Source organism: Chromobacterium haemolyticum DSM 19808, from assembly GCF_000711885.1.
Lineage (GTDB): Bacteria > Pseudomonadota > Gammaproteobacteria > Burkholderiales > Chromobacteriaceae > Chromobacterium > Chromobacterium haemolyticum.
In genome coordinates this window covers 158034-180355 of sequence record NZ_JONK01000006.1, presented here as the reverse complement: position 1 = coordinate 180355, position 22322 = coordinate 158034, and the positions used below count along the sequence as shown (strand labels likewise).

Here is a 22322-nt window from a genome sequence, read left to right as displayed (position 1 = left end):
GCGCTCTTTTTTAAAGAAGCGCGGCTAAGTCAAAAACGCTTATTCAGAAACCAGCCCATGAAATCTCTGCTTAAACTGGCCCCGTTGGCGGCCCTGTTCTCCTTCCAGCTGGCACAGGCCGACGCGGCTTTCCTGGCGCGTCCGGACGTTCAGCGCTACATCGACGAGCAAGTGGCAGGCGGCCAGTTCAACCGCCCGGAGCTGGAGGCTGTATTCGCCAACGTCGAACTCAAGCCCAACATCATCAAGATACTGGATAAGCCGTCCACCTCGCGGCCCTGGTATCAGTTCCGCAATTCCACGGTGGGAGAAAAGACCATCGCAGACGGCGTGGCGTTCTGGCGCGCCAACGCCGCCGCGCTGACGCGCGCCGAGCAGCAGTATGGCGTGGCGCCGGAGCTCATCGTCGCCATTCTGGGCGTGGAGTCCCATTACGGCCGCAACACCGGATCGTTCCGCTTGGTGGACGCCTTGTCCACCATAGGCTTCGATTACCCGCGCCGCGCCGAATTCTTCCGCAAGGAGCTGACCGAATTCCTGCTGCTGGCCAAGGAGGAGGGCAAGGACCCGCTGACGCTGAAGGGCTCTTACGCCGGGGCGATGGGCTGGCCGCAGTTCATGCCGTCCAGCTTCCGAAAATGGGCGGTGGATTTCGACGGCAGCGGTCACCGCGACATCTGGAGCGATCCGGACGACGTGATCGGCAGCGTGGCCAATTACTTCCAGCGCCACGGCTGGCGCCACGGCGACGACGTCATCCTGCCGGCCAGCGTCCAGCCGGGGCCACAGATCGATCAGCTGATCGCCGACAAGTTCAATCTGCATTACACCGTGGGCGAGTTGAAGAAAATGGGCGTGACGCCGCAGTCGCCGGTGGCCGACGACGTGCCGGCGGTGCTGGTGCCGCTGGAAACGGCGCCCGGCGTGACCGAATACTGGCTGGGCCTCAACAACTTCTTCGTGATTACCCGCTACAACCGCAGCACGCTGTACGCCAAGGCAGTGCAGGAAATCGCGGATCAGCTGCGCCAGCGCTACCTGGCGGGCCAGGCCGCCGCCCAGCCGTGACGCCGCGCGCCGCCCGCCGCGGCGGCGCGAAACCTGTCGCCACGCGCGGCAATTGCCATTAAAATCCGCCCCCATGAGCTATCAAGTCCTTGCCCGTAAGTGGCGTCCCAAGCGCTTTGCCGATCTGGTCGGCCAGGAGCACGTGGTGCGCGCCTTGACCAACGCCCTCAAAGAACAGCGTCTGCATCACGCTTATCTGCTGACGGGGACGCGCGGGGTGGGCAAGACCACCATCGCCCGGATTCTGGCCAAGAGCCTCAATTGCGAAACCGGCACCACCGCGGAGCCTTGCGGCGAATGCTCGGCCTGTCGTCAGATCGACACCGGCCGCTTTGTCGATTTGCTGGAGATCGACGCCGCGTCCAACACCGGCATCGACAATATCCGCGAAGTGCTGGAAAACGCTCAGTACGCGCCAACTTCCGGCCGCTTCAAGGTCTACATCATCGACGAAGTGCACATGCTGTCCAAGAGCGCCTTCAATGCGATGCTGAAGACGCTGGAGGAGCCGCCGGCCCACGTCAAATTCATCCTGGCCACCACCGACCCGCAGAAGGTGCCGGTGACGGTGTTGAGCCGCTGTCTGCAGTTCTCGCTGCGCAATATGACGCCGCAGCAAGTGGCCGGCCATCTGGCCCATATGTTGGATGTGGAAGGCATAGCCTACGAAGCGCCGGCGCTTGCCTTGCTGGGCCGCGCGGCCGCCGGCTCCATGCGCGACGCGCAGTCGCTGCTGGACCAAGCCATCGCCTACGGTCTGGGCGACGTGAAGGAAGACGGCGTGCGCGCGATGCTGGGCGCGGTGGACCGCCGTTACCTGTTTGCTTTGCTGCAGGCGTTGGCGGCCGGCGACGGCCCGCAGCTGATGGCGCAAGCCGACAGCCTGGCCGAGCGCGGCGTCAGCTTTGAAGGCGCGTTGAGCGAATTGGCGGTCTTGCTGCAGCAGTTGGCGCTGATGCAGACCGTGCCGCAGGCGATCGCCCAGGACGAGCCGGAACGCGACGCGTTGCAGGCACTGGCGGACGCCATCTCGCCGCAGGACGTGCAGCTGTATTACCAGATCGCCATTCATGGCCGCAAAGACTTGGCGCTGGCGCCGGACGAGCACGCCGGTTTCAATATGACCCTGCTGCGCATGCTGGCCTTCCACCCGGCCAACACGCAGCCGGAGTCCGCGCCGTCGCGGCCTGCCGCCGTCGCGTCTACGCGGCCGCAACAGCCGCCAGCGCAGTCGGCCCCGGCCGCGCCTGGGGGGATTTCGCCGGCCGCGCGCGCTTTGCAGGCCGCCGGCCTGAGTTCGCCGGCTCCGCGTCAGTCCGCGCCGCCCCCAGCACAGGAAAGCGCCCCGGCGGCGGAACCCGAACCCGAGCCTGCCGCGCCGGAAGCCAGGCCGGCTCCGCAAGCCGCGCCGCAAGCTGCTCCGGCCCGCCCGGTCGTGCCGCCGGCCAAGCCGGAAGCCGCGGATGACGAGGACGATGATAGCGACGGCGACGTCAGCCCCGACGATGTGCCTTGGGATCAGGGCGCCGCGGCGGACGAGGAGATGCCGTCCTATCTGCAGCAAGAGCCGGAGGAAGCGGTCGATTATCAGTTTGACGGCGACTGGCAGGCCTTGGTGACCGAATTGGGCGCTAAGCTGGGCGCGGCGCGCATGCTGGCCCATAATGCGGTATTGAAGGACTGGAGCCAGGATCGCCTGGCGCTGGCGGTGCCGGAGAGCTTCCGCCACATGACCAGCCGCGATTATCAGGACAAGCTCAAGTTAGCGCTGAGCGAACGCTTCGGCCGGCCGGTGGAATTGGCCGTGACGGTGGAGGAGCTGGGCCTGGAAACGCCGGCGATGAAAGACGCTCGCCATCGGCAGGAGCAGTTGAACATCGCGCGCGAGAATATGAAAAACGATCCGGTGGTGCAGCAAATGGTGCGCGAATTCGACGCGACGCTGCTCATCGAAACCATTCAACCCGTGAAGGAGTGAAACGATTATGTTTGGCAAAGGTGGCATCGCCGGCCTGATGAAGCAGGCCCAGCAAATGCAGGATAATATGAAAAAGGCGCAGGAAGAACTGGCCAAGGTGGAAGTGGAAGGCCAATCCGGCGCCGGCATGGTCAAGGTGGTGATGACCTGCTCTCACGACGTCAAGCGCGTCAGCCTGGACGACAGCCTGCTGGACGACGCCAAGGAAGACAAGGAAATGCTGGAAGACCTGATCGCCGCCGCGTTCAACGACGCGGTGCGCAAGGTGGAAGCCACCACCCAGGAAAAGATGTCCGGTTTTTCCGCGGGTCTGAACCTGCCGGCCGGCATGAAGCTGCCGTTCTGATCGCGACGATTTCGGCATCCGGATGGCTCGGCGCGCGCCGGGCCATTTTTGCGTTGATCCCGGGGTAGCCATGCGCCGATTCGCCCATTTCACCGTGCGTAGCCGGCTGAGCGTGAATGCTGACAGAGTGTGGGCGCACGCCACCCGCGCCGTCGGCATCAACGACGAATTGTGGCCCTGGCTCCACATGCGCTTGCCGGGCAAGGCCCTGCCTGCCGGGCTGACGCCACCGGCGCAAATCGGACGCTGCTGGATTCTGCTGTTTGGCCTGCTGCCGGTGGAATACGATGACTTGGGGCTGACGCGGTTGGAACCGGGCGCCTTCGACGAGCGTTCGACCATGCTGACCCAGCGGCGCTGGCTGCACCGGCGGCGGGTGCGCGCCTTGCCCGATGGCTGCGAAGTAGTGGATCGCGTCGGCTTCGCGCCGCGCGCCCCCTGGCTTTTGACACTGCATTACGGCATTTTCCGTCTGGTCTTTGCCTGGCGGCATGCGCGTTTGCGCCGCCGTTTTTACCGATTGTGAAAGCGATGAAGAACCCTCCCGCTCTAGATCACCTGATCTCCGCTCTGAAAGTGTTGCCGGGCGTCGGCCCCAAAACCGCGCAGCGCATGGCTTTCCATCTGCTGCAACGCGACAAGAAGGGCGCGGACAAGCTGGCGCGCGCGCTGGACCGGGCCTTGACTCAGCTGACCCACTGCGAGCGTTGCAATACTTTCAGCGAAACGCCGCTGTGCCCGATCTGCGCCGACGAGGAGCGCCGTCAGGATTTGCTGTGCGTGGTGGAGATGCCGGCGGATCTGCTGACGCTGGAACAGGCCAAGTGCTTCGATGGCTTGTATTTCGTGTTGATGGGCCGCATCTCGCCGCTGGACAATGTCGGCCCGCGAGACATCAATCTGGACAAGCTGCTGGTGAGGGCGGCGGACAGCGAGGTGCAGGAGGTGATCATCGCCACCAATTTCACCGCGGAGGGCGAGGTTACCGCGCATATGATCGCCGAGCTGCTGAAGGAGCGTGGCCTGAAGGTGACGCGCATCGCGCGCGGCATGCCGGTGGGCGGCGAACTGGAATACGTCGACCTGGGCACTTTGGCGCAGGCGGTATATGAGCGCCGCGGCATTGGCCAGTAAGAACCTGTTCAAAGTCTGCCGCGCTTCGTGGAGCCTTGCTCGGTGAGTACAAGCTCAGAATGCTCATGTGCCACTTGGCCATTCTGCTATTTGCTCGCTTCCGCCTTGTCTCGTCTTTGCTTGCGAGACGGTGAGCCGCTTTGTAGGGCTGGCCAGGAGGGCAAAAAAAAGCAGGCCGGACTAGCCGGCCTGTAACAGAGGAACATCTGAATCAGTGTGAAAGCCCGCACGCATGCATGCGGGCTTTCGCGTTTTAGGAGAGCGCCGGTTCCACGGCTTCCTGTGCCGTCGGTTGGGTGGCCGGAGCGTTGAAACGGTCGGCCAGGAAGGGGGTGACGTCCAGCGGCGGCGTCTCGCCGCGCACCAGCGCGTCCAGCATTACACCGGTGATGGCCGAAGTCAGAATGCCGGTGCGGAAATGGCCGCAGGCGTTCAGGTAGCCGTCAACGCCTTGCATCGGGCCCAGGATGGGCAGTTCGTCTGGCGAACCGGGGCGCAGGCCGGCCCAGCAGCGCTTGATGTTGATGTTTTGCATTTCGGGCAGGCAGCGGATGGCGCCTTTGACCAGGCCAGCGATTTCCGGATAGGTGTTGGTGACGTCGAAGCCCTTGTCTTCGGTGGTGCTGCCGATCAGGATCTCGCCGTTGTCTTTCTGCGCGATATAGCAATCGCTGGTCGTGATGCAGCCGCGCAGCAGCTTGGGCATTTTTTCCGACAGCACGATCTGCCCTTTGACCGGTTTGACCGGAATGCCGACGCCGGTTGCCCATTGGCTCAGCTCGGCGGCCCAGGAGCCGGCCGCGTTGATCAGGGTGTGGCAGTGGAATTCGCCGGCTTCCAGTGTGCGAACGCCGGTGACGCGTGAGCCTTGCTTGAGCACGCCGGTGACATTGGTGTTGAAGAACACGTCAACGCCGTTCTGGCGAGCCGCCTCGGTGTAGGCGTCAGTCAAGCGGAAGGGGCTGACTTGGTGGTCGCACAGGAATTCCAGCGCGCCGGTGGCTTCGTGGCTGATATAGGGCTCGTTTTCACGCAGCTGAGCCTGGTCCACCCAGCGCACTTGATCGGACAGGTGGGGGATCTGTGCGGCGATGTGTTCGGCGTAGAGTTGGTCTTCCTCGTCGTAGATCACGAACTTCAGCCCGGTCTCCTCGAACTTGAAATCCATGCCGTGGTTTTCGATCAACTCCTGATGCAGGGCCGGATACAGCGCGTTGGAGGCCAGCGCGAAATTGAAGAAGGACTCCGGCAGGATGTGCGGGGTGCTGGCGTCCACGGCGATGGCGGCGCCGGCCGCCTCGCGCTTGTTTTTGGCCGAGGTCATGCGGAAGAAAATCACGCCGCAGCCCAGGCCCACCGATTCGCCGATCGCCCACAGGCCGCCGGCGGAGGCGCGCGAAGCGTTGCCGGGGCGCTTGGCGTCGATCAGCGCGATTTTCAGGTCTTTGCGTTTGGACAGCTGGTAGGCGCAAGAGGCGCCGATCACGCCGCCGCCGGCAATCACGATATCGTATTGTCTGCTCATGGTCAGGCCTCTTCGGTTTCGGTTTGGAAGGCGGAGAACGGCAAGGGGTCCAGCGGGAAGCGCGGCCGGATCCAGCCCACGTCCGCCTTGCCGGTGTGCTCGCGCAGGCGGTCGCTGCAATAGCCGACGCACATCTTGCCCTGGCAGTCGCCCATGCTGACGCGCGTGCGCATCTTCAGGCTGATCAAGTCCTGCACGCCTTGTTCCAGCGCGGAGTCGATATCCTTGCGCAGGGCGTTCTCGCAGCGGCAGATCACCGTGTCTTCCCGCGGCAGCGTCAACTGGCCGCTGCCGCGCTGAGTAAAGCTGTCGATGCCCACGCGGAAGCGCAGCACCGCCTTCAACTCCGTCAGATAGCGCTGACGGTTTTTCTCGGCCAGTTCGGCGCTGATCGCGCCACTTTGTTTGAGCATGGACTGGGCGGCGATGCGGCCGCTCAGCATGGCGGCTTCGCCGCCGCGCAGGCCGCCGATGTCGCCGGCCAGATGGATGTGGGCTTCGCTGCTCTGTTGCCAGCCGTTGATTTCCGGTTTGAGGAAGCCGTCGGCGTCGTAAGCGTGGCGCAGGCCCATTTGCTGCGTGAGTTGGGTGCGCGGAATGAAGCCGTAGCCCACCGCCAGGGTTTCGGTGGCCAGGCTGACCGCGCGGTTCAGATCCGGCGTCCAGTTGTCGTCGTACGGCGCGACGGTGACTTCCTGCACCTCTTGCTGGCCGCTTGCCTCCACCACGCCCCAGCCATAGTGCAGCGGCACACCGTGGCGTTTCAGGTAAGCCAGCATGCTCAGGCCGTCGAGGAACAGCTGCGGCTTGTTCAGCATGGCCAGGGTTTCCTTGGCGATGCGGCCAAAGGAGCTGGCCTCGTAGACGCCTTGGACTTCTGCGCCGGCGCGGTGCAATTGACAGGCCACCAGCGGTAGCAAGGGGCCGGTGCCTACAATGGTGGTGCGGCCCAGCGGCTTGACCACGCCGCTTTTGATCTGCAATTGCAGCCCGCCCAGCATGATCACGCCGGGCAGGGTCCAGCCTGGAAAGGGCACGCTGCGCTCATGGCAGCCGGCGGACAGCAGCAATTGCTCAAAGTCGATCTTCTCGACCTTTTCTTGTTCATTCAACGCGTACAGCCATTGGCCGGCTTCGCCGCCGACGATGCGGGTGTTCAGTTTGACTTCTACCGCGTGGCTGACCTTGGCGAACTCCGAGTGTAGAGCTTGCATGGCGTCGCGGTAGCGTTCGCCCAGGTAGTCCAGGGTCACGCCTTGACGCAAGGGGCCGCGGTAAACCACGCCGCCCAGACGCGAGGCTTCGTCTATCAGCGTGCAGGGCTGGCCATGGTTGACCAGCTCGATGGCGGCGGCCATGCCGGCGGGGCCGCCGCCGACGATGATGGGGCGCATGCTCATTGCAGGCCCTCCAGTTCAATGCGGTTGGCCGCGGTCTCCACGGTCATGCCGGCTTGCACCACTGTCTGGCAGGCGCGGCGTTTGTAGCGGCCGTCGATGCGGACCAGGCAGCAGTGGCATACCCCCATGCCGCAGTAGGAACCCATGGTTTGCTGGCTGTCGTTGCGGCTGACGCGGCGCAAGCCAACGGCGTTGAGCACGCTGAGTACGGTTTCGCCCTGCGCGGCGACGACGGTGTTGCCATTGATGTTGATGGCGATTTGATCTGCATTCAATTTCTGAATGTCATATTTTCTGTCTAAATTTGGCATCGAAATAGCTCGTTCTGGTTCTGCTGACACGAAAGAGGTGCCGGAGAGTGGACAGTCTTTTCCGGCTGCGAGCGATTTTGTCGCGTCTGATTTTAGTCAGACAATCAGACTATATGGCGCCTGCCGTAGTCTAACTATGATGAATCGCTTTTAAATTGTCGCAGCATTGTTATCGCATTGTATGGATACAGGCAATGTACAGATTTCTGTAATCAGATGTATACAGATTGGCTGCGTCAGTGAGTGCGGCAAGAGGGTGGTCTATTTGTTTTTAATTAAAAAACAAATGGTTGTGTGAGTTTTGTGTGTTGTTAAACCGTTGGAATAATATGTTTTTCTGTTATTTTAATGCGTATAGCATTTTCAAAACTGTACATTAATTGATTATAATCAAATGGCTTGAAAAATGATGTCAATATCATTATTTTAGTCATTGGATATAGTGTGATTCAAGACTTTTTTGTTTGAAACCAAGCCCTTGCGGAATTTTCCCAGGTGGGTTTCAGGGCCGCTTGCGCGCGTTGCGGCCGGTTTCGCTCTGGTGCTCCTGATACCAGGCCTCCAGAGCCTCTTCCGCGTTCAGAATGTGCTGTCGCAAGAAGGCTGCGGCGCTGATTGCATCCTTGCGACGGCACAATTCGAGCATTTCGCTATGTTCGCGGTGGGCGCGGTCGCTGAAATTGGTCAGCAGAATCTGCATTCGCGTGTAGCGGTCGGTGCGGTTGTGAAGCTGTTCTATCAGCGCCAGGGTTTGCGGCCGGTTGGCCGCCTGATAAAGCGCTAGGTGGAAGCGTGAATTCAGGATGCCCCAGGCGCCGACATCCCGTCGGCGCAGCGCTTCTTCAAATTGCGTCAGCAGCGCCCCGGCCGCATCCAAATCCGCCTGAGTCTGCCGCGGCACGGCCTCCAGCAACATATCGCATTCCAGCAGCACTCTTACCCGCAGCAACTCCATCACTTCCGGCAGCGACAGTTGGGCGATCACCGCGCCGCGCCGCTCGGTAATCGCCACCAAGCCCTCTGCCTCCAGTTGCCGCAGCGCCTCTCGCAGCGGCACCCGGCTGACGCCCAGTTCCTTGGACAGCGCTTCCTGGCGCAGTTGAGTGCCGGCCGGCCATTCTCCCAGCAAGATGCGCTGGCGCAGCGTGTCGGTCGTGGTGGCGGTGAGGGTTTGGCGCGGGGCGGTGGTTCGAGGCATGGCGGTGTCGACGGTTGGAATCCTCAAATTATCACAGGCGCGGAGTGGGCCGGCAATGGCAAGGCAAGGGCGGCTTGATTGCGGCCGGCTTTGATCTTTGTAGGTTCTGTTTACGGATTGGTGTGTATTTTTGTATTCAAATATTGATGATTTTTTGCATGGTTATCACGATTTTCCATGATATCAAACATGCTGCAATGCAAGATGATAAAAAGCAACAAAACATAAAACCATGATTTTATTGAATAAAAAATCTAATTTAATGTAAATCAATACTTTCTCTACGCTGGCGCCTCTCCATCTTGAACTGTAAAAATTGTATTCAAAAAATGGCGGGGTTAGAGTGGCCACATCACATGCGAGGAGCAAGAACATGGCGGTGCGCGAATTCGAATGTCTGGATGGCCATACCTGCGGCAACCCCGTAAGGCTGGTAGTGAACGGCGGCCCGAAGTTGGAAGGCGAGACGCAAGCGGAGCGGCGCTTGGACTTCATTCGTCGCTATGACTGGATACGCACCGGCTTGATGTTCGAGCCGCGCGGCCATGCGCAGATGTCCGGCGCCTTCCTGTATCCGTCGACGCGGGCGGATTGCGATATCGCGGTGCTGTACATCGAGACCAGCGGCTGTCTGCCGATGTGCGGCCACGGCACCATAGGCGTGGTCACCATGGCGCTGGAACACGGGCTGGTGAGGCCGGCCGAGCCCGGGGTGTTGAACCTGGACACGCCAGCGGGCAAGGTGGCGGCTCAATATCGGATGGAGGGCGGCAAGGTCGCCGCGGTAACGCTGACCAATGTGCCGTCTTTTCTCTATTTGCGCGACGTGGAGGCGGAGGTGTCGGCGTTGGGCCGCCTGCGGGTGGATATCGCCTACGGCGGCAACTTCTATCCCATCGTCGAGGCGCAGCCGGGCTACCGCGACATGGCGGATTATTCGCCGGCGCAACTGGTTGAGATGGGGCGTGAACTGCGCGAATACCTGAACCGGCATTACGACATCGTCCACCCGTTGGACCCGAATATCAGCGGCGTCCGTCATTGCCAGTGGACCGGCGCGCCCAAGAACGCCGGCTCCAGCGCGGCCAACGCCGTGCTGTACGGCGAGTCGGCGCTAGACCGCTCTCCATGCGGCACCGGCACTTCGGCGCGGCTGGCGCAGCGGCATGCGCGCGGCCTGCTCGCCGTTGGTGAAAGCTTCGTCCACGAGAGCATTATCGGCAGCCAGTTCGTTGGCCGAGTGCTGGCGGAGACCCAGGTTGGAGATTACCCGGCAATCGTGCCTTCGGTGCAGGGCTGGGCGCGCTTCACAGCGTACAACCGCATCCTGTTGGACGACGCCGATCCCTATGTTCATGGCTTCGAGGTGGCCTGAGCATGAGCGAGCGAGTCATTGTCGTCGGCGCCGGCATCGTGGGCATCGCCACGGCCTTGCAATTGCGGCTGGCCGGCCTGGATGTGTTGTTGCTGGACCGCGGCGAGCCGGCGCGGGAAACCAGCTACGGCAACGCCGGCGCGCTGGCGGTCAGCGATGTGATCCCGCTGGCCGAGCCCGGCGTCTGGCGGCGGTTGCCTGGCTGGCTGCTGGACCCGCTGGGGCCGCTGGCGGTGCGCTGGCGTTATCTGCCGACGCTGGCGCCGTGGCTGGCGCGTTTTGCGCTGGCCAGCCGGCCGGCGCGGGTGGCTTCGCTGACCCGCGCGCTGGCGGCCTTGTTGAACCGAGCCGCCGCCGACTACGCGCCGCTGGTGGCGCGGGCCGGCCTCGACGGCATGTGGCGGCGGCACGGCGCGCTGACCTTGTACCGCGATGCGGCCGAACTTGAACGGGCCTTGCCGGCTTGGCGACGCAAGGCAGAGCACGGCGTGGCCTGGCAGACGCTGGATCAGGCTGCCGTTCAGGATTGCGAGCCGGCGCTGCGGGATGGATGGGCGCGCGCGGTCAAGGTGGCGGCCTGGTCCCATGTCGACGATCCCTATCTATTTAGCCGAGGCCTGCTCGATGCCTTCGTCGCCGCCGGCGGCGTTTTCGAACAAGCGGAAGCGGCCGCTTTGAGCGAGCGCGGCGGCAAGGTGGACGGCGTGGTCTGCGCCGACGGCCGCATGCTGGCTGCCGGGCAGGTGATTGTCGCCGCCGGCATTTGGAGCGACCGTTTCACCCGCCAGTGCCGCTACCGGGTGCCGCTGGAAAGCGAACGCGGCTACCACGTCAACTTGCCCAAGGCCGGCGTGGCCTTGCGTCATTTCATCCAGTGCGCCAGCGAAAGCTTTGTGATTCTGCCGCTGGCCGACGGCGGGCTGCGGCTGGCGGGCACCGTGGAGCTGGCGCACCGCGACGCAGCGCCGGATTGGCGGCGCGCCGAGATCCTGCTGGACAAAGCGCGCGGCATCGTCGGCGATTTCTCCACCGAGGACATGACGTTGTGGATGGGCAACCGGCCGTCGCTGCCTGACACCGTGCCGGTGATCGGCCCCGCGCCGGATCGCGCCGGCCTGTATTTCGCCTTCGGTCACGGCCACCTGGGCCTGACGCTGGCCGCCACCACCGGCGCGCTGCTGCGCGACATGGTGTTGCAGCGTCCCAGCGGCCTGGATTTGCACCCGTACCGCCTGGCGCGTTTTTAGCGCCGCGGCCCCATCGCGACGCTGGAGTGAGCCGCGCGGCTTCCGTCCACCCTCAAGCATAAAGGAAACACCCTATGCAACAACAAGGCATTCTGGTCCCCATCGTTACACCGTTCGACCGCGACGGCCGCCTGGATTTGGCGGCGCTGCGGCAACTGGTCGAGCGCTTCATCGAACAAGGCGTCGCCGGCATCGTCGCCTGCGGCACCACCGGCGAATACTACGCCTTGGACGAAGGCGAGCGCAGCCAAGTGCTGGAGTGCGTGGCCAAGGCGGGCAAGGGCCGGTTGCGCTTGATCGCCGGCGCCAACGACCTGTCCACCCGCGGCGCGATAGCACGCGCGCGTCAGGCGGCGGAGCTGGGGTACGAGGCGCTGATGCTGGCGCCGCCGGCATATAGCCTGCCGGATCAGGCCGGCATCATCGCTCACTTCAAGGCGGTGGCCGCCGCCAGCGCGCTGCCCATCATTCTCTATAACTTTCCGGCCCGCGCCGGCGTCTCCATCGACATCGCCAGCGTGATTGAGTTGAGCCGCGTGCCCAATATCGTCGGCATCAAGGAAAGCAGCGGCGATTTCAGCCGCGCCCTGGCGCTGATTCAGGCGCGGCTGCCGGATTTCGAAGTGATCTGCGGTTGCGACGACCAGGCGGCGGATTTCCTGTTTTGGGGCGTGCGCAGTTGGATCAGCGGCGCGGCCAATGTCTTCCCCAGCGAGCAGGTGGCGATGTTGAACGCCGCCAAGGCCGAAGACTGGACGCGAGTGCGCGCGCTGATGGCGGCGATGTATCCGGCGATCCAGGCGATGGAGTCCGGCGGTTACAACCAGAAGGCCAAACTGGGCGTGCGCCGTCACGGCGTCGACGCCGGAGATGTGCGTCTGCCCTTGCTGCCCTTGCCGGGCGCGGAAGCCAAGGCTTTTCTCGACGCGCTGGCCGCGTTTGATCGCTAACGGGAGAACGAGATGCCATTAAGCAAGGAAGCAGTATTCGAGAGCGCCCGAGCAGGGCGCTTATGGGCCGGCTTGCTGATCCCCGGACATGAGGGCAGGGGGGCGCGGCTGGACAATATGACGCCGATGGACAATAGCTTGATCGGCCATGTCGCCGCCGGCGACGCCGCCGACGTCGACGCCGCGGTGGCGGCGGCGCGCGCATGCTTCGAGTCCGGCGAATGGTCGCGCCGGCCGCCGGCCGAGCGCAAGCAGGCGATGCAACGGTGGGTGGCGTTGTTGCGCGAACACGTGGAGGAACTGGCGGCGCTGGACTGCATCGACGCCGGCAAGCCGATCACCGAATGCCTGAACACCGACCTGCCGGCCACGCTGGACACCTTCGCCTGGTACGCGGAGGCGATTGACAAGTGCTACGGCAAGGTGGCGCCCACCGGGCCGGAAGCGCTGGGCTTCATCGTCAAGGAGCCGATAGGCGTGGTGGGCGCGGTGCTGCCGTGGAACTTCCCGGCGCAGATGTACGCCTGGAAAGTGGCTCCGGCGCTGGCCGCCGGCAATTCAGTGGTGGTGAAGCCGGCCAAGCAGACCTCGCTCAGCGCTTATCGCATCACCCAGCTGGCGCATCAGGCCGGCATCCCCGCCGCCGCGCTGACCCTGGTCACCGGTTCCGGGCAGGCGGTGGGCGAGGCGCTGGGCCGGCACCCGGATGTGGACATGGTGTCCTTCACCGGCTCCACCGAAGTGGGGCGCTTGTTTCTGCAATACGCCGCCGAGAGCAATCTGAAGGAAGTGGTGCTGGAACTGGGCGGCAAGAGCCCGCAACTGGTGTTCGAGGACGCCGCGCTGGATGAGATTGTCGACGACGTGCTGGCCGCGGCGTTCTGGAATATGAGCGAAAACTGCAGCTGCGGCTCGCGCTTGATTGTCGCTTCCGCAGTCAAGGACGAGTTGCTTGAGAAGCTCAAGCGGCGGCTGGCCGGCTGGAAGCTGGGCCTGCCCACCGATCCTACGGTTCAGGTCGGCCCGCTGGTGGAGCAAGCCCACTTCGAGCGGGTGAAAGCCTATCTGGAAGTGGCCAAGGCCGAGGGCGCGCGGCTGGTCCACGGCGGCCGCATCCATGCCGAGCTGGGCAGTGGTTGGTATATCGAGCCCACCATCTTCGATCAGGTCAGCGCCAAGATGCGTATTTTCCAAGAGGAAATCTTCGGGCCCATCTTGGCGGTCAGCACCTTCGACAGCGAGGAAGAGGCGGTGCGCTTGGCCAACGACAGCGTCTACGGGCTGGCCGCCTCGCTGTACACCCGCGACGTCAAGCGCGCGCAGCGCGTCGCGGCCGCCTTGCGCGCCGGCACGGTGTCGGTCAACGGCTTTTCCGAAGGCGACATCACCACGCCTTTCGGCGGCTTCAAGCAGTCCGGCTTCGGCGGCCGCGATAAAGGCCTGGAAGCGCTGGAGCAATATCAACAGACCAAGACCATCTGGTACGTGAACTAGAGTCAGGCCCGGTGTCGCCCACGCGGCGCCGGGCTGCCTTCGGCAGCACCCATGTCAAAACAAAGGAGAGACGAGATGAAACCCATTATCCCCTTGCGGGCGGCGCTCGCTGGCGCCGTGTTGCTGATAAGCGCCTGGCCGGCCGCTGCCGAAACCCTGGTCAAGATCGGCTTCGCCTCGCCCTTGTCCGGACCGCAGGCGCATTACGGCAAGGACAATGAAAACGCTGCGCGGCTGGCGGTGGACGAATTGAACGCGCGCAAGTTGCAGGTCGGCGGCCAGCCGGTGCGCTTCCAACTCTTGGCGGAGGACGATCAGGCGGATCCGCGCATCGGCACTCAGGTGGCTCAGCGCTTCGTCGACTCCGGCGTCAAGGCGGTGTTAGGTCATTTCAACTCCGGAGTATCCATCCCGGCGGCGCGCATCTACGCCGCCGCCGGCGTTCCGCAGTTGTCGGTGTCCACCAACCCGGTTTATACCCGGCAGGGCTACCGCACCGCCTTCCGGCTGGTGGGCAGCGACAGTCAGGTGGGGGCGGCGCTGGGCCGCTTCGCGGTGCAAACGCTGAAGGCGGCCAGCATCGTGGTGATAGACGACCGCACCGCCTACGGTCAGGGCATCGCCGACGAGTTCGCCAAGGCGGTGCAAGCCAGCGGCGGCAAGATCGCCCGCCGCGAGTACACCAACGACAAGGCCAGTGATTTCTCCGCCATCCTGACCGCGGTCAAGCCCTTGCGGCCCCAAGTGATCTTTTACGGCGGGGCCGACGCTCAGGCCGCGCCTATGGTCAAGCAGATGAAGCGGCTGGGTCTGGACGCCAGGCTGTTGGGCGGCGACATGCTGCAAACGCCTACCTTCCTCAGCTTGGCCGGCGACAGCGCGGGCGGCCACTTCGCCGGCATTCCCGGCGGCCAGTTGAACGACAGACCGGCGGGCAAGGCTTTCCGCCAGCGTTATCAGGCGCGCTTCAAACAGGACGTGGTGCGGCTGGGGCCGCAGTTCTACGACGGCATGATGATGGTGGCCGCCGCGATGCAGCAGGCGGGCTCGGTGGAACCGGCACGTTTCATGCCGGTCTTGGCCAAGCTTAGCTACGCCGGGGTCAGCACGGATTTTTCCTTTGACGCCAAAGGCGATCTCAACAAGGCGGCGGTGACGATTTCCGAGGTCAAGAACGGCCAGTGGACGACAAGAGCGGTGATGCAGTGAAAGGAGGTTTGAATGATGCGGTATTCCCAAGGGTAGTTGGACGACTGGTTGAGCTTCGCTCGGGAACGGGTGGTGGGCAGCCGCGGCTTGCTGGCTTCCCGTCCTGACTGGAGTTCGCAATTCAAACCGGACCACGCCCTGATAACCCGGCTGGATCTTGTGATTGAGCCAAAGCTGTGCGAGTGCACCCTGCTGCGCTATCCAGACCACGGGGTGCTGGACGAGGAGTTCGGCGCGCGCCGCACCGGTTTTATCGGCGCGTTCGGTGTTTTGGGCGCGGCTTTGTCCGGCTATCTTTTGGCCAAGGTGATCGATGTTTGGGGTTGGAACGGTTTTTTCCTCGCCCTGTCCATCCCCCCTTGTTGCCGCACCTTGCTGCTGCCCCTTCTGGGGCAGCGCAAGCACTTGGCCCAGCGCGTGGCCGGGCCTGACGAGGCTTAGCGTACCTTGGTCGGGCTGAGCAGCTCGGCCAGCAGCGGCACGCCGGAACGATGTTGCAGCGGATCGAAGAAGCTGAAGTTCAGCCGCATCGCGTTGCCGGTGTCCTGCCCCGGGGTGTGGAACATCTGTGACGGCGCGAAGTGCAGCCCTTGTTGCATCGCCATCGGCAGCAGCCGGCGACAGTCTATGCCGGGCGGCAGCTCCACCCACAGGAAGTAGCCCCCTTGAGGCCTGGCCACCCGGCAGTCTGCGGGGAAGTGAGCGGCGATTTGCTGTTGCAGCGCGGCCAGATTGTTTTGCAGGCGCTGGCGCAGCAGGCTGAGCATATCCTCGTGATGGCCGCCGGCCAGCAGCCGGGCCAGCGCCATCTGGCTGGGCAGCGGCGTGGCCAGCGAACTGCATAGCTTGAGGCCCAGGATGCTGTCCCGGAAACGCCCTGCTGCGATCCAGCCCACGCGATAGCCGGGTGCCAGCGATTTGCTGAAGGAGGAGCAGTGCAGCACGCTGCCGCGCTGGTCAAAAGCTTTGAGCGGCAGCGGCGCGCCTTCGCCGAAGTACAGCTCGCGATAGGTGTCGTCCTCGATGATGGGCACGCGGTGACGCTCCGCCAGCGCCAGCAGCGCGGCTTTTTGCGAATCGCTCATCACCTGGCCGGTGGGGTGCTGGAAATTGGGCATGGCGATGATGCCGGCCGGCTGGTGCTGGATCAGCAGCGCCTCCAGCCGTTCCAGGTCCAGCGGCTGCCCTGGCGGGCAGTTGAAGCCGACGGCGCGCAGTTCCAGGTGTTCCAATTGTTCGAAGATGGGCGGGAAGGCCGGAGTGATCACCAGCATGCAGTCGCTGCCGCTGAGGCGGGCCACCGAGCGGATCGCCAGGTTCAGCGCCTCCATGCCGCCGCAGGTGATCAGCATTTCCTCGCCGTCCAGCTCCACGCCCTGGGCCAGGTAGCGCAGCGCCAATTCTCGGCGCAAGCCTTCGTAGCCTTCGCTGTCGGTGCTGGACAGCGCGTAGCGGTAATCGCTGAGCGCGCGGGTCAGCGCGCGGGTCAGCGGCGTGGTGTTGATCAGCACCGGGTTCATGAACGGGCAGCCCCAAGGCATGGGCAGCGCCATGGTCAGGTGCTCGGCGCGGAACTCCCCAGGGTGGTCCGGCAGCGGCGGCGCTTGGCGCAGCGACAGCGAAGACAGACCCAGCACCCGGAAGCCGGAGCGGGGGAGGGATTCGATCAGGCCTTGTTTCTCCAATTCGGCATAGGCGCGTTGGGCGGTGGTGATGCTGACCTTGTGGTCCAGGCACAGTTTGCGCAGCGAAGGCATGCGATCGCCGGGGCGCAGATGGCCTTGCTCGATGGCATGGCGAAAGCGCTGGCTCAGTTGACTGGTCTTGCTCATTGTATTCCTGGCGGTTGGACCGCGGCGGCGTTGCGCCGCGGTTTGACTCCTGATGGACTGCCTAGGATCGCCGATGTTTGCGTTGCGCTGAAAAAACGTCGGCGGATCCTAGATTCATTCGCCGATGAAGCTGGATTTTTCCCTGATCATACTACCGTCATGGCTCAGCGAGCTGACCACAAAGTAGATGTCGTGCGCGCCGCGAGTGGCGTGCTCGGGCTCGGCCTGCACCCGCACGGTGACGGTCTCCGTCTGGGTGGGCGCGACTTCGACCACCTGTCCGGGCTTGTCCAGCCTCAGGCTGGGCAGGCCTTCCACTTGGATCTTGAAGCGCTGCGCCTGTTCGCTGGTGTTGATCAGCTTCAGGTTGTAGCTGTTTTCCAGCAGGCCGTCGTCGGTGGCGCGCACCAGAACCGCGCGATCACGTAGCACATCCACTTTGAACGGTTTTTTCAAGATCAGCGCGGTGGTGGACAGGGCGATGATGCCGGCCAGTAGGCTGGAGTAAACGATGACTCGCGGGCGATGACTGCTGCTGGGGCGGTTGGGCTTGCCGGCGGCTTCCAGCGCGGCGGCGCTGGTGTAGCGGATCAGCCCGCGCGGCGCATGGGTCTTGTCCATGACCTGGTCGCAGGCGTCGATACAGGCGGCGCAGCCTATGCACTCGTATTGCAGGCCGTTGCGGATGTCGATGCCGGTGGGGCAAACCTGCACGCAGATGCCGCAATCAATGCAGCTGCCGCGCGCCTTGTCCGCCGCTTGCTTGCTTTTGCCGCGCGGTTCGCCGCGGCGGTTGTCGTAGGAGATGATCAGGGTGTCGTTGTCGAACATTGCGCCCTGGAAGCGGGCGTACGGGCACATGTGCAGGCAGACTTTCTCGCGCAGCACGCCGGCCAGCAGCCAGGTGAAGCCGCCGTAGAACAGTATCCAGAAGCTTTCCCACGGGCCGTAGGCCAGGCTGGGCGCGGCGGCGGCCAGTTCGCGCACGGGGGTGAAGTAGCCCACCAGGGTGAAGCCGGTGATCAGCGAGAACAGACCCATCAGTCCATGCGCCAGCGTTTTGCGCGTGAATTTGTTGACGCTCATCGGCGCGGCGTCCAGCTTGCGGCGCGCGTTGTGATCGCCCAGGGTCAGCCGTTCGATCCACAACATGATCTGGGTGTAGACTGTCTGCGGGCAGCTGTAACCGCACCAAAGCCGGCCCGCCAGCGCGGTCCACAGGAACAGGCCCAGCGCGCAGATCACCAACAAGGCGGCGAAAAAGATGAAATCCTGCGGCCAGAAAGTGAGGCCGAAAATCAGGAAACGGTGTTGTTCCAGGTCCAGGTGCACAGCCTGCCTGCCGTTCCACTGCAACCAAGGCAGGCCGAAGAACACCAGTTGGGTGGCGAGAACCATGAACACCCGAACATTGTTGAAGCGGCCGGTGGTCAGGCGCGGATAGATTTTGATGGGGACGGCTTGCTGGCTAGACATGGCAAAATGACCATTGGATGAAAACCCCTTATTAGTACTGCTTGGGATCGGTACAAACAATGAACAGTTGCTCTTGAAAATGTGTATACAGCGCAGTCTGTCTATATACAGATCAGGGCTGGGGCTTGACGGGTATTTGGGGAAACTTCAAGTGAAAACAATGAGTTTTCCCTGCATGAAACGGGTGCTTCCACTGGCCGATCCCGCTTCATGCTGTATTGGATGCGTGAGACTGTGCTGATGGCCTCCGCACAATAATCCTGCCGAGTTTGTGGGGTTTACGGGATTTTATCTGGCAAGCTGCGGGAAAAGACGATAAATCCCGTCCACAATGATTTCCACCGACACCGCGGCCAGCAGCATGCCCATCACTCGGTTGACGATATTGATGCCGGTCTGTCCCAGCAGGCGCGATAGCGGCGAGGCCAGCACCAGCGCGCCGTAGCAGGTGATGGCCACCAGCAAACTGCTTACCAAAAGGTAAATCACCTGTACCCATGACGAGGCCGTGGTCGCATAGATGATCACGGTGGAGATGGTGCCCGGCCCGGTCATCAGCGGAATCGCCAAGGGCACCACGGCGATATTGGTCTTGCTTTCAGCCTCCTCGCGCTCCACCTTGGTGGTTTTGGTGGGGCCTGGCTTGGCGTTCATCAGCGCGATGGCGATCAGCATCACCAGCAGGCCGCCGCCCACTTGGAAGGAGCCGACGCTGATGCCGAGAAAACGCAGCAAGGTCTCGCCGACGACGGCGAACAGGCAGAGCACGATGGCCACGGCAATGGCCGTGGTCTTGGCGATCTTCTTGCGCTCCAATTGATTGGAGGTGGGCGTCAGGCTGATGAAGATGGGGATGGCGCCCAGCGGATTGACCAGCACCAGCAGCGCGATGAATATTTTTGCGATTTCGACTTCCATGGTTCGGATCATACCTTTCGCTGGAGGACTGCGCATTCAGGCGGGAGACGGGAAGCGTCGGCACTGCGTCAGACAGGAGCGTCTCCACGTAAAAAAACCGGTTGGCCCAATTGGGCGCAACCGGTTTCAGCATAGCCGGAATTCAGCTCAGTCCGTGTTCAGCAATTGCTCCAGCGTGCGGCGGTAAATTGCGGACAGAGGCTCGATGTCGGCCACTTCCACGCATTCGTTCAGCTTGTGGATGGTGGCGTTGACCGGGCCGAACTCCACCAGTTCGCGCGCGATGCGTTTGATGAAGCGGCCGTCGGAGGTGCCTCCGGTGGTGGATAGCTCGGCCTGGCGGCCGGCGACGGCGGCGATGGCGCGGCCGAGGGCATCGGTAAGCTTGCCCGGCTGGGTCAGGAAGGGCTGGCCGGACAACTGCCAGTGCAGTTCGTAGCCCAGGCCGTGGCGGTCCAGAATGGCGCAGACGCGCTCCTTCAGCGATTCCGCGCTGCTCTCCGGCGAGAAGCGGAAGTTGAAGCGAATTTCGCAATGGCCGGGGATGATGTTGCTTGCGCCGGTGCCCGCGTGGATGTTGGAGACCTGCCAGCTGGTGGGCGGGAAAAAGGCGTTGCCCTCATCCCAGCGCGTCGCCGCCAGTTCCGCCAGCGCCGGCGCCATCAGATGCACCGGGTTTTTGGCCAGATGCGGGTAGGCGATGTGCCCCTGGATGCCATGCACGATCAACTGACCGGACAGTGAGCCGCGGCGGCCGTTTTTGATGGTGTCGCCCAGAGCTTGGTCCGAAGTGGGTTCTCCGACGATGCAATAGTCTATGGTTTCGCCACGCGCTTCCAGTGCGTCCACTACCTTAATGCTGCCGTCCACCGCCACGCCTTCCTCGTCCGAGGTGATCAAGAGGGCGATGGAGCCGGGGTGTCCGGGGTGGTGGGCGACAAAGTCTTCGCAGGCGGTGACGAAGGCCGCCAGCGAGGCTTTCATGTCGGCGGCGCCGCGGCCGTAGAGCAAGCCGTTGCGGACAGTGGGTTCGAAGGGCGGGCTGTCCCATTGTTCCAGCGGGCCGGTGGGCACTACATCGGTGTGGCCGGCGAAGCAGACCAGCGGGCCGTCGCCGCCGCGGCGCGCCCAGAAATTATCGACGTCGCCGAAGCGCATGCGTTCCACGCGAAAGCCGATGGCTTCCAGCCGGGCTATCATCAGTTCCTGACAGCCTTGGTCGCGAGGGGTGACCGAGTCCAGCCGGATCAGTTGCCGCGCCAGTTCCAGGGTGGCGCTCATTTCAGCAGGCGCTCCGCCCAGTCGGCTTCGACGAAGCCGACGCTGATCTTGCCGTTTGCGTCCAGCACCGGGCGTTTGATCACAGAGGGGTTGGCCTGCATCAAGGCCAGCGCGGCCGGCAGTTGATCGGCGCCGGCCTTGACCTCGTCCGGCAACTGGCGCCAAGTGGTGCCCTGGCGGTTGATCAGCTTGGCGAGGCCGACCGCGGCGGCCCAGCGTTCCAGGCTGGCGGCGTCCGCGCCTTGTTTCTTGAAATCATGGAAGTGGTGGTCGAGGCCGTTGTCGCTGAGCCATTGGCGCGCTTTTTTGACGGTGCTGCAGTTGGGGATGCCGTAAAGAGTAATCATGGGTGGGTTACAGGTCCAGTTTGATGCTGTCGAAGCTTGGCGGCTCGCCGCCGGCTTGCTTATCGTCGCCGCTCGCCGCTTTTTCCTTGCTCTGATTGATCAACCAGTACAGGTTGGTGGGCGAGTCGGCGTTTCTCAGGGCCTCGTCCAGGCTGATGCGTCCCGTGCTGTAGAGCCGGTACAACGCCTGTTCGAAGGTTTGCGAACCATCGCTCATGCTGTTTTCGATGGCTTCCTTGATTTTGTCTATCTCTCCGTTTCGGATCAACTCCGAAATGCGCGGGGTGTTGATCAGGATTTCAATTGCCGGCACTCGGGCGCCGTCCACGGTGGGAATCAAGCGCTGTGAAACCACTGCCTTCAGCGCGGAGGAGAGGTCCATCAACAAGGCGGCGCGGCTTTCCGCCGGGAAGAAATTGATGACTCGGCTCAGCATGTGATAGCTGTTGTTGCCGTGCAGCGTGGAAATGCACAGATGGCCGGACTGGGCGTAAGTGACCGCCTGGGTCAGGGTTTCGGGATCGCGGATCTCGCCTATCATCAGCACGTCCGGCGCCTCGCGCATCGCGTTCTTCAGCGCGCGGGCATAGGAGAGGGTGTCGAAGCCCACCTCGCGCTGGTTGACGATGGATTTGTCGTGGCGGAACAGAAACTCGATCGGGTCCTCCACAGTGAGGATGTGGCCGCTCATGGTCTGGTTGCGGGTTTGCAGCATCGCCGCCACGGTGGAGCTTTTGCCGGAGCCAGTGGAGCCTACCACCAGGATCAGGCCGCGTTTGAGCTTGATCAATTCGCTGAGTATCGGCGGCAGCTGCAAGTGATCCAACGAAGGAATATTGGGCAGGATGTAGCGCACTACCATGCCCACCGAGCCGCGCTGCCAAAAGATATTGATGCGGAAACTGCCGAGGCCGGGCACGGGATGGCCCAGATTCATTTCCCGCTCCTGCTCGAAGACGCTTATCTCCTCTTCGCTCATCAAGCTGTAGGCCAGTTGCTTGACCATGTCCGCGGTTAGCGGTTTTTCATTCAGCGGCAGCAGTTCTCCGTTCTGCTTGATCATCGGTGGAGAGAAGCTGGTGAAGAACAGATCGCTGGCGCGGCGTTCGGCCATCAATTTGAAAAACGGCAGCATCAACATAATCGTGCACCCGGAAGCGGCAAGGTTTATCAATAAAACGGTTTTTTAAAGTGTAGCCGTCTCGCGTCCAAAAAAAACGCCGCCCGACAGGA

General features: G+C 63.1%; 21 protein-coding genes. 11 read left to right on the top strand and 10 right to left on the bottom strand.

The features are described from left to right. Positions 1-57: 57 nt before the first annotated feature. From mltB to recR, 5 genes are all read left to right on the top strand, one after another. Positions 58-1068, top strand: coding sequence for a lytic murein transglycosylase B (gene mltB, locus BR71_RS06030; protein WP_043634060.1), 1011 nt, complete (start codon positions 58-60; stop codon positions 1066-1068). A gap of 73 nt (positions 1069-1141) precedes the next feature. Beyond that, the gene (gene dnaX / locus BR71_RS06025) at positions 1142-3046 is read left to right on the top strand and encodes a DNA polymerase III subunit gamma/tau (RefSeq protein ID WP_043634057.1); all 1905 of its coding nucleotides are present in this window, start codon (positions 1142-1144) and stop codon (positions 3044-3046) included. Positions 3047-3053: 7 nt separating this feature from the next. Then, positions 3054-3392 carry a YbaB/EbfC family nucleoid-associated protein gene (locus BR71_RS06020; protein WP_019100549.1) on the top strand — a complete coding sequence of 113 codons (339 nt, stop codon included), beginning with the start codon at positions 3054-3056 and terminating at the stop codon, positions 3390-3392. Between the two features lie 70 nt (positions 3393-3462). Continuing rightward, positions 3463-3918 carry a hypothetical protein gene (locus BR71_RS06015; protein ID WP_052370369.1) on the top strand — a complete coding sequence of 152 codons (456 nt, stop codon included), beginning with the start codon at positions 3463-3465 and terminating at the stop codon, positions 3916-3918. Between the two features lie 5 nt (positions 3919-3923). Further along, on the top strand, positions 3924-4526 hold the full coding sequence (gene recR, locus BR71_RS06010) for a recombination mediator RecR (protein WP_043634052.1): 603 nt from the start codon (positions 3924-3926) through the stop codon (positions 4524-4526). A gap of 253 nt (positions 4527-4779) precedes the next feature. Here recR and hcnC read toward each other — a convergent pair whose 3' ends face one another. The 4 genes from hcnC to BR71_RS05990 form a co-directional block, all read right to left on the bottom strand. Next, entirely contained in the window at positions 4780-6051 is a 1272-nt protein-coding gene (gene hcnC / locus BR71_RS06005; RefSeq protein WP_043634049.1) for a cyanide-forming glycine dehydrogenase subunit HcnC, read from the bottom strand. Between the two features lie 2 nt (positions 6052-6053). Continuing rightward, positions 6054-7451 carry an FAD/NAD(P)-dependent oxidoreductase gene (locus BR71_RS06000; protein ID WP_043634046.1) on the bottom strand — a complete coding sequence of 466 codons (1398 nt, stop codon included), beginning with the start codon at positions 7449-7451 and terminating at the stop codon, positions 6054-6056. Next, positions 7448-7726, bottom strand: coding sequence for a (2Fe-2S)-binding protein (locus tag BR71_RS05995; RefSeq protein WP_275888038.1), 279 nt, complete (start codon positions 7724-7726; stop codon positions 7448-7450). Before BR71_RS05995 ends, BR71_RS06000 begins: the two co-directional genes overlap by 4 nt. A 538-nt stretch (positions 7727-8264) precedes the next feature. After that, positions 8265-8960 (bottom strand): GntR family transcriptional regulator, encoded by a 696-nt coding sequence (locus BR71_RS05990; protein ID WP_043634040.1) that lies wholly within the window; start codon positions 8958-8960, stop codon positions 8265-8267. 373 nt (positions 8961-9333) lie between these two features. Here BR71_RS05990 and BR71_RS05985 point away from each other — a divergent pair, with 373 nt between their 5' ends. From BR71_RS05985 to BR71_RS05960, 6 genes are all read left to right on the top strand, one after another. Beyond that, positions 9334-10335: a 4-hydroxyproline epimerase gene (locus BR71_RS05985; protein ID WP_043634037.1), complete on the top strand. Its 1002-nt coding sequence runs from the start codon at positions 9334-9336 to the stop codon at positions 10333-10335. Positions 10336-10337: 2 nt separating this feature from the next. After that, positions 10338-11582: an NAD(P)/FAD-dependent oxidoreductase gene (locus tag BR71_RS05980; RefSeq protein WP_043634034.1), complete on the top strand. Its 1245-nt coding sequence runs from the start codon at positions 10338-10340 to the stop codon at positions 11580-11582. 74 nt (positions 11583-11656) lie between these two features. Continuing rightward, positions 11657-12532 carry a 4-hydroxy-tetrahydrodipicolinate synthase gene (gene dapA, locus BR71_RS05975; protein WP_043634032.1) on the top strand — a complete coding sequence of 292 codons (876 nt, stop codon included), beginning with the start codon at positions 11657-11659 and terminating at the stop codon, positions 12530-12532. Positions 12533-12544: 12 nt separating this feature from the next. After that, positions 12545-14026: an aldehyde dehydrogenase gene (locus tag BR71_RS05970; protein ID WP_043634028.1), complete on the top strand. Its 1482-nt coding sequence runs from the start codon at positions 12545-12547 to the stop codon at positions 14024-14026. A 75-nt stretch (positions 14027-14101) separates the two neighbouring features. Beyond that, the gene (locus BR71_RS05965) at positions 14102-15235 is read left to right on the top strand and encodes a branched-chain amino acid ABC transporter substrate-binding protein (RefSeq protein WP_043634023.1); all 1134 of its coding nucleotides are present in this window, start codon (positions 14102-14104) and stop codon (positions 15233-15235) included. Positions 15236-15283: 48 nt separating this feature from the next. Next, positions 15284-15676 carry a hypothetical protein gene (locus BR71_RS05960; RefSeq protein ID WP_143330318.1) on the top strand — a complete coding sequence of 131 codons (393 nt, stop codon included), beginning with the start codon at positions 15284-15286 and terminating at the stop codon, positions 15674-15676. Here BR71_RS05960 and BR71_RS05955 read toward each other — a convergent pair. From BR71_RS05955 to BR71_RS05930, 6 genes are all read right to left on the bottom strand, one after another. Next, on the bottom strand, positions 15673-17067 hold the full coding sequence (locus tag BR71_RS05955) for an aminotransferase-like domain-containing protein (protein ID WP_043634016.1): 1395 nt from the start codon (positions 17065-17067) through the stop codon (positions 15673-15675). The genes BR71_RS05960 and BR71_RS05955 overlap by 4 nt on opposite strands. 114 nt (positions 17068-17181) lie before the next feature. Next, complete coding sequence (ccoG, locus tag BR71_RS05950; protein WP_043634012.1) at positions 17182-18543, bottom strand: cytochrome c oxidase accessory protein CcoG; 1362 nt, start codon at positions 18541-18543, stop codon at positions 17182-17184. A 288-nt stretch (positions 18544-18831) separates the two neighbouring features. After that, positions 18832-19461 carry a MarC family protein gene (locus BR71_RS05945; RefSeq protein ID WP_043634009.1) on the bottom strand — a complete coding sequence of 210 codons (630 nt, stop codon included), beginning with the start codon at positions 19459-19461 and terminating at the stop codon, positions 18832-18834. A 147-nt stretch (positions 19462-19608) separates the two neighbouring features. Then, entirely contained in the window at positions 19609-20742 is a 1134-nt protein-coding gene (dapE, locus tag BR71_RS05940; protein WP_043634006.1) for a succinyl-diaminopimelate desuccinylase, read from the bottom strand. Next, complete coding sequence (locus BR71_RS05935) at positions 20739-21089, bottom strand: arsenate reductase (protein ID WP_043634003.1); 351 nt, start codon at positions 21087-21089, stop codon at positions 20739-20741. The genes dapE and BR71_RS05935 overlap by 4 nt, the downstream gene beginning before the upstream one ends. 7 nt (positions 21090-21096) lie before the next feature. Further along, a complete protein-coding gene (locus tag BR71_RS05930) occupies positions 21097-22224 on the bottom strand; it encodes a PilT/PilU family type 4a pilus ATPase (RefSeq protein WP_231138223.1) in 1128 nt (375 codons plus the stop codon). Positions 22225-22322: the final 98 nt, after the last annotated feature.

Coding starts and splice junctions, on each gene's coding strand:
- mltB (WP_043634060.1), top strand. CDS start 58: ATGAAATCTCTGCTTAAACTGGCCCCGTTGGCGGCCCTGTTCTCCTTC.
- dnaX (WP_043634057.1), top strand. CDS start 1,142: ATGAGCTATCAAGTCCTTGCCCGTAAGTGGCGTCCCAAGCGCTTTGCC.
- BR71_RS06020 (WP_019100549.1), top strand. CDS start 3,054: ATGTTTGGCAAAGGTGGCATCGCCGGCCTGATGAAGCAGGCCCAGCAA.
- BR71_RS06015 (WP_052370369.1), top strand. CDS start 3,463: ATGCGCCGATTCGCCCATTTCACCGTGCGTAGCCGGCTGAGCGTGAAT.
- recR (WP_043634052.1), top strand. CDS start 3,924: ATGAAGAACCCTCCCGCTCTAGATCACCTGATCTCCGCTCTGAAAGTG.
- hcnC (WP_043634049.1), bottom strand. CDS start 6,051: ATGAGCAGACAATACGATATCGTGATTGCCGGCGGCGGCGTGATCGGC.
- BR71_RS06000 (WP_043634046.1), bottom strand. CDS start 7,451: ATGAGCATGCGCCCCATCATCGTCGGCGGCGGCCCCGCCGGCATGGCC.
- BR71_RS05990 (WP_043634040.1), bottom strand. CDS start 8,960: ATGCCTCGAACCACCGCCCCGCGCCAAACCCTCACCGCCACCACGACC.
- BR71_RS05985 (WP_043634037.1), top strand. CDS start 9,334: ATGGCGGTGCGCGAATTCGAATGTCTGGATGGCCATACCTGCGGCAAC.
- BR71_RS05980 (WP_043634034.1), top strand. CDS start 10,338: ATGAGCGAGCGAGTCATTGTCGTCGGCGCCGGCATCGTGGGCATCGCC.
- dapA (WP_043634032.1), top strand. CDS start 11,657: ATGCAACAACAAGGCATTCTGGTCCCCATCGTTACACCGTTCGACCGC.
- BR71_RS05970 (WP_043634028.1), top strand. CDS start 12,545: ATGCCATTAAGCAAGGAAGCAGTATTCGAGAGCGCCCGAGCAGGGCGC.
- BR71_RS05965 (WP_043634023.1), top strand. CDS start 14,102: ATGAAACCCATTATCCCCTTGCGGGCGGCGCTCGCTGGCGCCGTGTTG.
- BR71_RS05955 (WP_043634016.1), bottom strand. CDS start 17,067: ATGAGCAAGACCAGTCAACTGAGCCAGCGCTTTCGCCATGCCATCGAG.
- ccoG (WP_043634012.1), bottom strand. CDS start 18,543: ATGTCTAGCCAGCAAGCCGTCCCCATCAAAATCTATCCGCGCCTGACC.
- BR71_RS05945 (WP_043634009.1), bottom strand. CDS start 19,461: ATGGAAGTCGAAATCGCAAAAATATTCATCGCGCTGCTGGTGCTGGTC.
- dapE (WP_043634006.1), bottom strand. CDS start 20,742: ATGAGCGCCACCCTGGAACTGGCGCGGCAACTGATCCGGCTGGACTCG.
- BR71_RS05935 (WP_043634003.1), bottom strand. CDS start 21,089: ATGATTACTCTTTACGGCATCCCCAACTGCAGCACCGTCAAAAAAGCG.
- BR71_RS05930 (WP_231138223.1), bottom strand. CDS start 22,224: ATGCTGCCGTTTTTCAAATTGATGGCCGAACGCCGCGCCAGCGATCTG.